We start from the raw sequence: 13,224 nt of genomic DNA, 5'->3' as shown, positions 1-13,224 counted from the left end.
AAATAGATAGACGTCTGATTAAAACAAGAAAAGCCTGCTTATGCAGGCTTTTCTGTATCTTTTCGTACAACGTCGAAAAAAGATTAAGCTTTAGTGTTAACTCTTTTTTCTTTGATTCTGGCTTTCTTACCTGTAAGGCTACGAAGGTAATAAAGTTTAGCACGACGTACTTTACCTACTTTGTTCACAACAATACTGTCGATGAATGGTGATTCGATAGGGAAAATTCTTTCAACTCCGATGTTGTCAGACATTTTACGTACTGTAAAACGTTTTTTGTCGCCATGACCAGCGATTTTGATAACAACACCACGGTATAACTGTACACGTTCTTTGTTACCCTCTTTGATACGGTAAGCAACAGTAACAGTGTCACCACTTTTGAAGCTTGGGTGCTCTTTTCCTGTAGCGAATGCAGCTTCTGCAACTTTAATTAAATCCATGATTCTATGATGGTTTTATTGTTAATATACGCAATATACACGAGTCTCTCTCGTCAGAGATTACGCTAAGCGGATGCAAAGATAGGTATATTTCTAAAATATACAAGAGCTTAACTCTCTAAAATTTATGAATAATGTTCTGTTATAGAGATCTTATTCTATGATCTTATCTTCTTGTAATAATAATCTAATACAGGATCGAGCTTTTTTCTGTACTGTATACTTGTATAGCCTTTAGAGAAGGAGTCGTGTAGAATACTTCCCGAACCTAATAATCCAAAAAAATGCGCTCCATCGAAGTATTTAATATTGCCAATCACTATCAGAGAGTCTTTAGGCGGTAGGTTAGAGGGAGAGTAGGTCTCTATTTTAGCGTTTTTGTATGGGACTCGAAGGAAATAGATCCCTTTTATATCATTCAAGCTTAATTCTTCTGATTCAAAGTTTGTTTTGCTGACTATGCCTGTTTCAGAAAAGTATATATCTGTAAAAGTAGGTTTGTAGCACTTGTTGGCTAACCAAATAAATATTCCCAAAGCCAAAATCATAGATACTGCCGACCAAAAGGAGACATTGTCTTCGATGATAAGGAAAATAGCAAGGGCAGATACGGCCATTAGTACAATAATAAGAATAATTTCCAATGCTTTTCCTCCTCTTATATGACTGAATTTTTGTGTTTCCAGAGTGATTCGTTTTATCGTTTATATAAGGCTAAATATCTAAAAGGGATGCGTTTAGGGTAACAAACATAGTGAAAAAAGGGTGTAAAAAAGAGATTAGAGTATTATTTGTTACCCTAATCTCCTTTGTATAAGCCTTACTTTGAGGATTTTTAAGTCTTTTTGATACTAATACTCGTCTTCGTTAAAGAAGAAGTCTTCTTTGCTAGGGTAGTCTGGCCAAATGTCTTCAATTGTGTCAAAAACTTCTTCATCGTCTTCTAACTCCTGAAGATTTTCGATTACTTCAAGAGGAGCGCCAGAGCGTTGCGCATAATCAATCAACTCCTCTTTTGTTGCAGGCCATGGTGCATCTTCCAGTTTTGATGCTAGTTCTAAAGTCCAGTACATAGTATTTTAGTTTAATTAATTATCTGTTAAATTCGTTTTATGTTTTCGCAAAAATAGAATAATATTTCTTATATCAAAGCCTGATTCCAAAATATTTCTTTTCCTTGCTTGTTGCATTCCTTTCTTGCCAGTAAGAAAAAGTAGTCAGATAGCCTATTTACAAACATAAGTATCAGATCATCAACAGGGAATTCTTCTTTTACACGATAAATGCAGCGTTCTGTTCTGCGACAGACAGTTCTGCATATATGAGCCCTTGCCGCAGACTCGCTTCCTCCGGGCAGAACGAATTGTCTTAATGGAGGTAGGGTACTGTCTATTTTATCCATTTCACTTTCAAGGAGAGTTATATCTTTGTCTGTTATAATACTCGCTGCTTTTGGTGGAATAGCTTCTGTTTCGGTAGCCAGATATGATCCTACTGTGAAGAGCTTATGTTGTATATAAGATAGTATTTCTAGGTCGTGTTCGTCTTCTATCTTCTCAATCAATGATCCAACGAAAGAGTTGAGTTCATCGGTTGTACCATAGGCATCCAGCCTTACATGTGCTTTTGCTACACGTTTCCCCCCTACTAGAGAGGTCATGCCTTTATCTCCTGTTTTTGTGTAAATTGAACTTTTTTTCATTTCGTTATTCTTCTAAAAACTGATTTTATAATCCCATCTATATAGTGCCGGATCAAAAAAAACAATCCCTATGTTGAACAAATCTAGTGCAGCAGTGCGAGATTCTATTTCTTTGATTTCTCTCCATAACATCTGATGCCGTCTGTTTGTTCGAATACCTTTCACTATTATGAAGGTTTTATCATAAGACAGATTTAAAAGGTATTGGTTTAATTCAGTAGGATAATTATTTAATTCGGTAAGATTTATAAATATACAGTCTTGTTTTTCTGTTAGTTGAGGAAGCCCTTCCGTGATTAAGGTTATATCTCTATTCCATTGTTGGTAGAGTTTTTTTGCTTCTAGGTATTTTTGTTTAGTTGTCTCTACAGAAATACACTTAATATTTTTAGACGATGCAGTAAGGCATAAAGAGTTAATACCCATTCCGGCTCCTATTTCGAGTATTCTTTGTGCACCAAAATAGTTTGTCAGCTTGAAGAGTAATTTATTCGTTTTATTTAATTGTCTGCTTTTATGAAACGTGTTTTCTATGCACGCTTCAATGTCTTCATATGCATGGTAGGGTGTTTTCTCTTCTATAACCTTAGTTATAAGGTTAAAGACAAAAGGAGAGTGTATGCCATGACCCCGATGGTGACGTACTTTATATAATATTTTTATTCCTGCTTTCGTCAGTTTATATATGCGTGGCATATTGTTTTAGAATAGCTTAACGTAATAAGTAAGTTTTGCAGAAATAACACGGTTTGCCGAACGTGTAAAGTAATCAGCTTTAGAGTTATTGTAGATGTCTCCAAGCCCGAAAGAATACCTGCCTTCAAGGGCGAAAGACCCGATTCCGGTTCTTATCTCAATTCCCATTCCTGCCATAATTCCATAATCTATTTTTCGTTCAGCCATGTGATAGTACTGATAGCTAGGTCTGTATTCAGGGAAAGTGCCACTGGCTAGATAATTTTCTAAAGCTTCGTTTATTTCTTCACTGTCACTTAGCAGAAAGCTTAGCTTGGGTCCAAGATTGAATATAAATCTCACTTTGTTTCCGAAGTAGATATGGGTGAGTACAGGGATTTCGAAATAGTCCAATTTATGGGAATGGGCATACTGGGGCTCTTCCTTGAAGTTTTGAGCCCATCCTTGCTGACTATAGTTTAGCTCAGCTATAAGACCTAAGTTCTTTTCGGTGATGTAGCGAATAGCTATTCCTCCGGCATATTGCTGGAGATTTTTTGTGGATAATGAATTGACATTTATCCCTGTTTCGAAACTCATAGAAGAGAATGTTGGTCCAAAGCCAATCCCTACATTCCATTCCGGCTTGAATTTATTGTCTTGTCCTTTTACTGTTATAGCAAATAGGATGAAGAGCAAACTATATAAACATCTTTTTACCATTTATTGCTAATGTCTATTTTTTCGATGTCAGAATTTGTTTTGTAATTAACAAAGTATATCCCTTTGTTTATGTAGCCTCCTTTATCAGAGTTTTTCTCGAAATGGATTGCTGATTGGATAGTAGGTACCTGAATCTTGTTGGCTTGATTTTCGAAGTTGCTCCCGTATTTATTTAAAGCAGTTAAGAAAAATAATCCGGCATCGTATCCGAGATAAGCGTATTTAGGGAATGAATTAATTAAAGGTTTGTTGTACCATACCTTATATTCTTCCAGTAGATTCTGTACATCTCGTTGATGCTCGTCCACAAAATAGATACTGAATATATGTGTATCATATTTATGTAATGCTGCTTGGTGTTGAGTGTATATTTGCCACTCTGGGTAACCGAATAGAGAGATTTCCTTGTCTATTTCGGGTATAGCAGAAATAATTCTTCTTAAAGTAAGCTCTGAAGAAGACGTAGGTACTAGGATATTCTTTTTAGATGGGTCTAAAACTTTATTGATATCACTTGTTAAATTGCTTGTGCTGGCTGTTGTTTTGAACAGGATTCCCGATGAGGATAACTCTTTTTTCAGAGCCTCTACAAACTTAGACTCATTGTTGTTAGAGCCAGCCTCTGATACGAATATTATGTTATGATTCTTGTTCTGTTGAGCAAAAGCTTCAACAATCTCAGGATATAAGCTTGAATGTGAAGAAGTGATTTGGAATAGGTTAGGGTTCGCGTCTATTTCGTTAGAAGAGCCGAACGGCATTATGTATTTTATTCCTTTTTTATTCGAGAATTTAGCTAGAACATCTATTTGTTGTTTCGAAACTCCTCCAATGATAAGGTGAAGATTGTTCATCTCTGTAGTACCTAGAAGGCTTTCCAGTTTCTTTGTGTTTTTTTCTGCGCCTATATCAAAAGTGTATATCTCTGCGTTTAGACCCTTGTCTTTTAGTTGTTTTACTGCAAGAAGGAAGCCTTCGTAGTATTCGGCTAATTTTTCTTTTGATACGCTACCTTTCTTATCTAAGAATGGGAGCAGAACTCCTACTTTTACCAGTTCTCCTTTTGAAGCATAAGGGGCTTCAGTAAAGGTTGATGTGATTAGTGGGTTGCCTGTATTTGCAGGAAGATTGTTGTTAGGAATAACGATTGTCATTCCTTCTTTCAGCCCGCTATCCTTTAATTGAGCGTTTGCATTGATAAGATCATCTACAGAAATATTATTCTTTTTACTTATGCTGTAAAGCGTTTCTCCTTTTTGTACAAGATAACTATTTGTTACATTGCTAGGGTAGGTTGTTTTTTCCGGAACCAGATTCGGATTTTTGAATTGAGGTATTTTTATTTTTTGTCCCGATCTGAAGTTTGATTCGCTCAATCCTGGGTTTGCATCTTTTATGTCTTTTTCCGAAATTTTATACATTCTGGCCACTGAATAGAGTGTCTCTTTTGGCTCAATTAGATGGCTGCTGTATCCGGATACAACAAGCGTAACTTTCGGTATTTTTAATTTCTGTCCAGCTTTAATGCCTTTCTCAGCCTTAGGGTTTAATCTGTATATCTCCTGAACAGTAGTTTGATAAGCTGCTGCAATTGAATATACGGTTTCGCCTTGGCTGACGGTATGAGTGATAATGTCATCGTTTGCTTCTAGAGGAATTATGGTAGTTTTGTTCACTATCTCTGTATCCTTGGCCAGAACATTGCTTGTTCCCAATGATAAGATGAAGAGTGTTATGAAAAATAGATTCTTTATTCTCATTTTAAATATGTGTTATAGAGTAATGCGACAAAAATACAAAAAAGATATTGTTTTAAGCTCTTAAGATGTTAATAGCCTTTATTATTTATATTTGTCCCACAATCCGGATGATACAATGTCGTGACATTTATTCATTAAGTCATTTAGATTTCCGTTTACCACTTCTTCTGCCGGTATAGGTTCGTGGATAACAAGTTCAAGTTTCTTACCTAAATGTATAAGGTGTGTATGTATTTTCATTATGTCGTATGGTCCATTTACGGTAATCGGAACAATAGGGAGTCCCATTTGTTTTGCAATTACAAAAGCACCTTTCTTGAAGCTATCCATTTTGCCGGTATAGGTTCTGGCTCCTTCCGGAAATATTGTAACAGAAGCTCCTTCTACAAGTTCAAGTTTAGCCTTGTCTATAGATGCAATCATAGATCGTAAACTAGATTGATCTACATATATATGTCCTGCAATTTCAGATGCTTTTCCTACAAATGGAATTCTTCTTAATTCTTGTTTCTGCATCCATTTTATATTTTGCCCTAAGAATCCATAGATAAGGAATATGTCGTAAGCTCCCTGATGGTTGGCAATGAAAACATAGGATTGGTTGCGGTCGATCTTACCTTTTTTTACAACTTTTATTCTGCTCAGAGCAAGATAGCACGCCAGTTTAGACCAGTATCTAGGGGGAGTGTATCTCCAAAAGTCTTTTTTGCTAAAAAGACAACCCAGCATAACCATACTAGCTGTAATTATCGTTGCCACAATGAAAATAGGGGCAAAAATGAAAACTTCGTATAAAAAGAAAAAAACTTTCTTCATAATCATGACAAATGGTTTTGCTTCACAAAAATACATTTTTTAATTGTAAATCATTTTCTGGTTGTATAGTTAATAGCTCTTACTGTTAAATATATGTCCATATTTCTTCGTATCTTTGATGTAGCAAAGCTCAAAATATAGAATGGAATTTAAGTTATCTTCAAATTTTAAACCTACTGGTGATCAGCCGGCTGCGATAGCCGCTTTGTCAGAGGGTATAATTCAAAATATTCCTGCGCAAACACTTCTGGGTGTGACCGGATCGGGAAAGACGTTTACGGTAGCCAATGTTATTCAAAACGTAAATAAACCGACTTTGGTTTTAAGTCATAATAAAACATTGGCAGCTCAGTTGTATAGCGAGTTTAAGACTTTTTTTCCGGACAATGCTGTCGAGTATTTTGTGTCTTACTATGATTATTATCAGCCCGAAGCTTATATCCCTTCTACAAACACATACATAGAGAAAGATCTGTCTATTAATGATGAAATAGAAAAGTTGCGTCTTGCTACAACTACGTCATTACTGTCAGGAAGAAGAGATGTAATTGTAGTATCTTCGGTATCATGTCTGTATGGAATGGGGAATCCCGAAGATTTTGAAAGTTCGACTATTTCTCTCCATGTAGGGCAGCGATTGGTGCGCGATGTGTTTCTCCGTTCTTTGGTAAGTGCTTTGTATTCTCGGAACGAGGTTGATCCCAAAGCAGGTAATTTCAGAGTGAAGGGAGATACAGTAGATGTCTTTCTTGCTTATGGAGATCCCATCGTTCGAGTCGTGTTTTGGGGCGATGAAATAGAAAGCATAGAGTGTCTTGATCCTATAAGTGCCGTACGGACAGGAGTGTATGACGAATTTAGGATCTATCCGGCAAATCTTTTTGTAACAACAAAAGATAGAATGGTAAGAGCGATAGCCGAAATAGAAATTGATCTTGGCCGTCAGGTTGACTTCTTTCAGTCGATAGGTAAACCATTGGAAGCTAAACGTCTTTATGAGCGTGTAACTTATGATTTGGAAATGATACGCGAAATAGGGCATTGCTCGGGGATAGAAAATTATTCTCGGTACTTTGATAATCGAAAACCGGGAACACGCCCCTTCTGCTTATTGGATTTCTTCCCTGACGATTTTATGATGGTAATAGATGAAAGTCATGTTACCATTCCTCAAATACGGGCTATGTATGGAGGAGATCATTCCCGTAAAGAGAATCTTGTGGAATATGGATTCCGGTTGCCTGCTGCATTAGATAATAGACCTTTGAAGTTTGAAGAATTTGAATCGCTTGTACCTCAAACTATATATGTAAGTGCAACTCCTGCTGATTATGAGCTGATCAGGTCGGAGGGGGTTGTTGTAGAACAGCTTATCCGTCCTACAGGCTTACTTGATCCGCCTATTGATGTTCGTCCTAGTTTGAATCAGATAGATGATTTGATGGAGGAGATACAAATTCGGGTAGAAAATAATGAACGGACATTGGTAACTACATTGACTAAGCGTATGGCCGAAGAGTTGACGACTTATTTATCGAATAATGGAGTAAAGTGTAGTTATATTCACTCGGATGTTGATACTTTAGATCGCGTGCAGATAATGGATGATTTGCGTGCGGGAGAATTTGATGTACTGGTTGGTGTTAACTTGCTTCGTGAGGGGTTAGATTTGCCGGAAGTGTCTTTGGTCGCTATACTAGATGCTGATAAGGAAGGCTTCTTGCGGTCGCATCGTTCACTTACTCAGACTGTTGGGCGTGCTGCTCGGAATGTAAATGGTAAAGTTATCTTCTATGCTGATAAAATGACTGATAGTATGCGTAAAACGATTGATGAGACTAATCGTCGTAGAGAAAAGCAAATGGCATACAATGAAGAGCATGGTATAGTGCCGCAGCAGATTGTAAAAGCGAGAGCTTCTGTATTTAATGCGAATAAGGAAAATGAAACTACGGCAAAAGCATATACTCAGGAGGCAACGATGGCTATTGCATCAGAGGATGAGGTTAAATATATGAGTAAGGAGGACTTGAAAAAAGCGATAGCAAAAGCTAAGAAGCAGATGCATGAGGCTGCTAAAAAGCTAGAGTTTCTTGAGGCTGCTCAGTATCGTGATCAGATGCTCAGGTTGGAAGATGAGTTGAAGAGCAAATAGCTATAATATTAAATATGAAAAAAGCCGACAGTGAAGAGTAGTCGGCTTTTTTTCTATTACTTATATTTTACGAAAAGGAAAAATTACATAATCCCTTTTTCTCTCAATCTTAATTGCCATTTCCATGCCGAGGCCATAGTGTCCTCAATGTTTTCTTTTGCAGTCCATCCTAATACAGTATTAGCATGTTTTGGGTCTGCCCATATTTTTTCAATATCACCTTCGCGACGACCAACTATTTTGTAATTAAGTTTTGTCCCTGATACTTTTTCAAAAACATTAATAAGTTCAAGAACTGAAACACCTTTTCCTGTGCCTAGGTTGAAAATTTCAACTTTGTCTTCCGATTTATTCCCTAGCATGCGGTCGATAGCAATTACGTGAGCTTTCGCTAGGTCAACAACGTTGATGAAGTCGCGAATACACGATCCGTCAGGTGTATCGTAATCGTTTCCAAATACACTCAGTTGTTCGCGAATTCCGATCGCAGTTTGAGTGATGAAAGGAACAAGGTTTTGAGGAACACCGTTTGGAAGTTCTCCAATTTCGGCTGTTGGATGAGCTCCTACCGGGTTGAAGTATCGAAGGATGATGCTTTTGATTGGTGAGCCTGAGCGCACAGTATCGCGGATAATCTCTTCGTTGATCTGTTTAGTGTTTCCATAAGGGGATTCTGCCGGTTTTATCGGGGCTGTCTCGTCAATCGGGTTTTGGTCAGGTTCTCCATATACCGTGCATGAAGAAGAAAATACGATGTTTTCAGTGCCAAATTCAGGCATTAAATCCAATAGATTGATCAGCGAATTTAGATTATTTCTGTAATAAAGCAATGGTTTTTGAACAGATTCTCCTACAGCTTTACTTGCTGCAAAATGAATTATCCCTTTAATGTCTGAATGTTTTTGGAATAGTTTTCTTAGTCCTTCCAGATCGTTACAGTCCAATTCTATAAACTCAGGTCTGATACCTGTTATGCGTTCTATACCATCGATAGAGTCAGTAGTCGAATTTGATAAATTGTCAATAACAACAACTGTGTATCCTGCATTTTGCAATTCTACAACGGTGTGAGATCCTATATATCCCGTTCCACCGGTAACAAGTATTTTCCCTTTCATCTATTAGAGTTTTAAAATTAAGATACAAAGATACAAAATACATGGATAAAGAGCCTAGTTCTTTGTCCTTTTGTTTTATCTGTGCTAATGAAACATGTAGAAAACCGACAGTGTATATAGTTGTTTAGTTTACTATTTTAATGATTTTTATATTTTCCTCCTGTTAAAAAGTGTTTATTGTAAATAAAATAATCTAATTTTGTCTTTTTGTAAGAGTGGTGTGGGATTTTCGGCTGTAAAATTGAAAAACTCCTGTCAATATTTTGTAAAAACGTAACGAAACTTTCAAAATGATTCATTTTAATGGTAAGTTTAGAAATAAACTAGTATTTGTAGCCTTTTTTGTATTGTGTAATCTGGGTTGGCAAAAAGTGAGTTCTCAAGTAGTAATAGGTACATCTGGTCCCGTAAACGAGGGTGCCCTGTTGGAATTGAAGGAGAACCATAAGCAGGGAGTAAACGCTACCAAAGGGTTGCTTCTTCCAAGGGTTGCTTTGGAATATCCATCGTTGATGTCGCCAATATTGGACGATGATAATCTTTCCGAAGAAGAGAAGAGAGGGCATGTAGGTCTAACAGTTTATAATGTGCATGAGGATTATAGAGTTAAATTATGCAAGGGAGTGCATGTCTGGACTCCTGATTTTTATTGGGTTCGCATTCCTGAACCATGTTGCTTTGAACTGAAAACTGTGGAAATTGCAAATGCAGGACTTTCTTTCCTAGACGGAGATGAAGCTACATTGAATGCAACAATAACAGCTCCTTTTGATTTGGATGATGCAAATATTGAATATGAATGGTTCCTAGATGGAGTTTCGTTTTCAGGACGAAGTAATCTCAGTTGGATTGAGCTTCCTATTAATATAACTCATAATGACAAGAAGTTGTCAGTTAAGGTTTATAATAAATGTTCTGAAGCAGAATCAGAAGCGCGAACACTGACCGTTACATCTCGATGTATACCTGTTGAGCAAGCAACGATAAATAATAGTTTGAATAAGCCGGACTTTAAATTTTCTCAAAATAAGGTTGTAAGCTTTACTCCATCTTTTAAACCGACTGATGCTTCCAGCCCTCAGTATAAATGGGAGTTTATAACAAGCTCTGGTACGACTGTTTTTTCTGATGAAATATTTACACATAAGATTTCTAGTAATGGAACTTTAAAGCTTACTGTTTCGAATGATTGTTCTTCAGTATCAAAATCAGTAGAGGTGAGTACATTTCAATGTCCTACCGATGAGTCTGCTAAATACACTATGTCTCCTGCTGAATGGAATCAGCCTGAGTACACATTCTCGATAACGGAATTAGCAGGATATACCAAAGAGCAATTAGCCGATTTGGGAATTACGATACAATGGTATAAAAAGCAAATAAAATGGAGTGGAACTATTGATAAAACATTTGTTCCTATACCTGGGGAGAATAGTCCTAATTTGGTGTTTGTTGCAGGAAGCTACTTTTCTGATGAGATGGATATCTGTAATATTGGGGTTAAGGTGTTTGGAGATGCAGTTGTAATAGAGAGTGTGATGAATTGTCCTATTAATAATGGGAGTTCTTACTATAATATTACTGCAAAGATCGATAAAGGAGTGGTTTGGGCTATTCCAAAGTTTAACCCTTCATCCTGGTAAGATATGATTATAATATAGTGTAAATATCTTTTTGTAACTGTAGACTAATAAATACTTGTGCTAATAAAACTCTTATTCGAGAATTTATTAGCACAAGCCACCTATTAAATAGGTTAGTTACTGTATATTTTACTGATTAAAAAATCATATCTTTGTAGCCTTATTAATGTTTTATGAAGAAATTGGCCTTTTTGACCATCACATTATTTACTGTTTTATTGTCTTCATGTTCATCACTCGAAAGTGATGCCAAAGAAGCAGCAGCGTTAAACATTCAGTCTTTAGAATATATAAAAGAGCAGGAGCTGGAAAAAGCAGAAGAAGTATATAAAGAAGCACAAGAGATTATTGCTCGTTATAAAGAGACAGAAAAGTATCTGGATTTTTATAAAATATACTCGGAGCAAATGCTTAAAGAAACTTCAAATAAGGAATAAAAACAAAGAACTAATTATATCTGAATCATGTCTGAGAACAATATGAATCCGGAAGAATCGAAGAAAAGTCTCAATTTCATAGAGGCTATAGTAGAAAACGACCTGAGCGAAGGGAAAAATGATAGCCGCGTCCAGACTCGTTTTCCTCCTGAACCAAATGGATATTTACACATTGGTCATGCTAAAGCTATTTGTATCGATTTTGGTATTGCACAGCAATATGGAGGAACATGTAATCTACGATTCGACGATACGAACCCTGTAAAAGAAGAGGTAGAATATGTAGATTCTATTATGGATGACATCAAATGGTTGGGGTATAATTGGGAGAATGTATATTATGCATCTGACTACTTCCCTCAATTATGGGACTTTGCCGTTCAACTGATAAAAGAGGGGAAAGCTTATATTGATGAGCAATCGGCAGAAGAGATTGCTAAGCAAAAAGGTACACCTACTCAACCAGGACAAAATAGCCCATATCGCGATCGACCAATTGGAGAAAGTCTCGAATTGTTCCAAAAGATGAACGAAGGTGTTTTGGAAGAAGGTAGCATGGTGTTGCGTGCCAAAATAGATATGGCAGCATCGAACATGCACTTCCGTGACCCGATTATTTATCGTATCATTAAGAGACCACACCATAGAACAGGAACTAAATGGAACACTTATCCGATGTATGATTTTGCTCATGGACAATGCGACTACTTCGAAGGGGTGACTCATTCTCTTTGTACATTAGAGTTTGTGCCTCACCGTCCTCTTTACGACTGGTTTATAGAGCAATTGGCGACAGACGATTACCGTCCGCATCAATATGAATTCAATAAACTGCAATTTACGTATACATTGTTAAGTAAACGTAACTTGAGAGCTATGGTTGAAGAAAATATTCTTACGGGATGGGACGACCCACGTATGCCTACATTAAGAGGTCTTCGTAGAAGAGGATATACGCCGGAATCAATCCGTATATTGATGGATAAAATCGGTTATACAAAATATGATGGTGTAAACGACATCGGTTTGTTTGAGTATGCTATTAGAGAAGATCTGAATAAAAAAGCAACTCGTGTGTCTGCAGTGCTTGATCCTGTTAAGTTGGTAATAACAAATTACCCTGAAGGAAAGACAGAGATAATGTCAGCTCAAAATAATCCTGAAGATGAAAATTCTGGAAATCATGATATTGTTTTCTCTCGCGAATTGTATATTGAGAGAGACGACTTTATGGAAGATGCACCTAAGAAATATTTCCGTTTAACTCCGGGACGTGAGGTTCGTCTTAAAAATGCTTATATCGTAAACTGTACCGGATGTAAAAAAGATGCAGAAGGTAATGTAGTTGAGGTTTATGCCGAATATGACCCAATGACCAAAAGCGGTATGCCAGAAAGTGGGCGCAAAGTAAAAGGAACTATTCACTGGGTGTCGACAGAAGGTTGCTTCGATGCTGAAGTTCGCTTGTATGATCGTTTGTTTATGGTCGAAAATCCGGCAGACGATGAGCGAGATTTCAGGGAGCTTTTAAATCCGGATTCGTTGAAAGTGCTTAAAGGTTGTAAAATGGAATCTTATCTGAAAGAAGCTAAAGTAGGAGATAAATTCCAGTTTCAGCGTATTGGTTATTTCTGTGTAGATCAGGATTCTACAGACGACAATATGGTTTTTAATAGAACGGTATCGTTGAAAGACTCGTGGTCGAAAGAAAAAGGTAAATAAATTTTTATTTCATATATATAGTTGCGTTCT

13 protein-coding genes are annotated in these 13,224 nt (G+C 36.8%); 4 read left to right on the top strand and 9 right to left on the bottom strand.

Annotated elements, in window-relative coordinates; all coding sequences use genetic code 11:
• Positions 1–83: 83 nt before the first annotated feature.
• The 8 genes from rplS to DHU68_RS00490 all read right to left on the bottom strand — a co-directional run bounded on the left by rplS (position 84) and on the right by DHU68_RS00490 (position 6,119).
• Positions 84–443: a 50S ribosomal protein L19 gene (rplS, locus tag DHU68_RS00525; RefSeq protein ID WP_108821022.1), complete on the bottom strand. Its 360-nt coding sequence runs from the start codon at positions 441–443 to the stop codon at positions 84–86.
• Between the two features lie 158 nt (positions 444–601).
• On the bottom strand, positions 602–1,060 hold the full coding sequence (locus DHU68_RS00520) for a hypothetical protein (RefSeq protein WP_108821021.1): 459 nt from the start codon (positions 1,058–1,060) through the stop codon (positions 602–604).
• A 234-nt stretch (positions 1,061–1,294) separates the two neighbouring features.
• Positions 1,295–1,516: a DUF2795 domain-containing protein gene (locus DHU68_RS00515; RefSeq protein ID WP_108821020.1), complete on the bottom strand. Its 222-nt coding sequence runs from the start codon at positions 1,514–1,516 to the stop codon at positions 1,295–1,297.
• Positions 1,517–1,584: 68 nt separating this feature from the next.
• Positions 1,585–2,145 carry a cob(I)yrinic acid a,c-diamide adenosyltransferase gene (locus DHU68_RS00510; RefSeq protein WP_108821019.1) on the bottom strand — a complete coding sequence of 187 codons (561 nt, stop codon included), beginning with the start codon at positions 2,143–2,145 and terminating at the stop codon, positions 1,585–1,587.
• A gap of 12 nt (positions 2,146–2,157) precedes the next feature.
• Positions 2,158–2,841, bottom strand: a complete 684-nt coding sequence (locus tag DHU68_RS00505; protein WP_108821018.1) for a hypothetical protein — start codon at positions 2,839–2,841, stop codon at positions 2,158–2,160.
• Positions 2,842–2,847: 6 nt separating this feature from the next.
• Entirely contained in the window at positions 2,848–3,543 is a 696-nt protein-coding gene (locus tag DHU68_RS00500) for a porin family protein (protein ID WP_108821017.1), read from the bottom strand.
• Positions 3,537–5,303: a LysM peptidoglycan-binding domain-containing protein gene (locus tag DHU68_RS00495; RefSeq protein WP_108821016.1), complete on the bottom strand. Its 1,767-nt coding sequence runs from the start codon at positions 5,301–5,303 to the stop codon at positions 3,537–3,539. Before DHU68_RS00495 ends, DHU68_RS00500 begins: the two co-directional genes overlap by 7 nt.
• 81 nt (positions 5,304–5,384) lie before the next feature.
• Positions 5,385–6,119 (bottom strand): 1-acyl-sn-glycerol-3-phosphate acyltransferase, encoded by a 735-nt coding sequence (locus DHU68_RS00490; protein WP_255412389.1) that lies wholly within the window; start codon positions 6,117–6,119, stop codon positions 5,385–5,387.
• Between the two features lie 142 nt (positions 6,120–6,261).
• Between DHU68_RS00490 and uvrB the strand changes: the two genes are divergently transcribed.
• Complete coding sequence (gene uvrB / locus DHU68_RS00485; protein ID WP_108821014.1) at positions 6,262–8,274, top strand: excinuclease ABC subunit UvrB; 2,013 nt, start codon at positions 6,262–6,264, stop codon at positions 8,272–8,274.
• 83 nt (positions 8,275–8,357) lie between these two features.
• On the opposite strand, the gene galE is transcribed toward uvrB, so the two are convergent.
• On the bottom strand, positions 8,358–9,392 hold the full coding sequence (gene galE, locus DHU68_RS00480) for a UDP-glucose 4-epimerase GalE (protein WP_108821013.1): 1,035 nt from the start codon (positions 9,390–9,392) through the stop codon (positions 8,358–8,360).
• A gap of 290 nt (positions 9,393–9,682) precedes the next feature.
• Between galE and DHU68_RS00475 the strand changes: the two genes are divergently transcribed.
• The 3 genes from DHU68_RS00475 (at position 9,683) to DHU68_RS00465 (ending at position 13,194) form a co-directional block, all read left to right on the top strand.
• The gene (locus tag DHU68_RS00475) at positions 9,683–11,035 is read left to right on the top strand and encodes a hypothetical protein (protein ID WP_108821012.1); all 1,353 of its coding nucleotides are present in this window, start codon (positions 9,683–9,685) and stop codon (positions 11,033–11,035) included.
• Between the two features lie 173 nt (positions 11,036–11,208).
• On the top strand, positions 11,209–11,472 hold the full coding sequence (locus DHU68_RS00470; RefSeq protein WP_108821011.1) for a hypothetical protein: 264 nt from the start codon (positions 11,209–11,211) through the stop codon (positions 11,470–11,472).
• 27 nt (positions 11,473–11,499) lie between these two features.
• Positions 11,500–13,194, top strand: a complete 1,695-nt coding sequence (locus DHU68_RS00465) for a glutamine--tRNA ligase/YqeY domain fusion protein (protein ID WP_108821010.1) — start codon at positions 11,500–11,502, stop codon at positions 13,192–13,194.
• The last annotated feature ends 30 nt before the right edge of the window (positions 13,195–13,224 follow it).

Origin of the sequence: Dysgonomonas sp. Marseille-P4361, from assembly GCF_900343125.1 — a bacterium.
In the GTDB taxonomy this organism is placed as follows: domain Bacteria; phylum Bacteroidota; class Bacteroidia; order Bacteroidales; family Dysgonomonadaceae; genus Dysgonomonas.
Note: the sequence above shows the minus strand (reverse complement) of the source record. Positions and strands in the feature narration are given on the sequence as shown.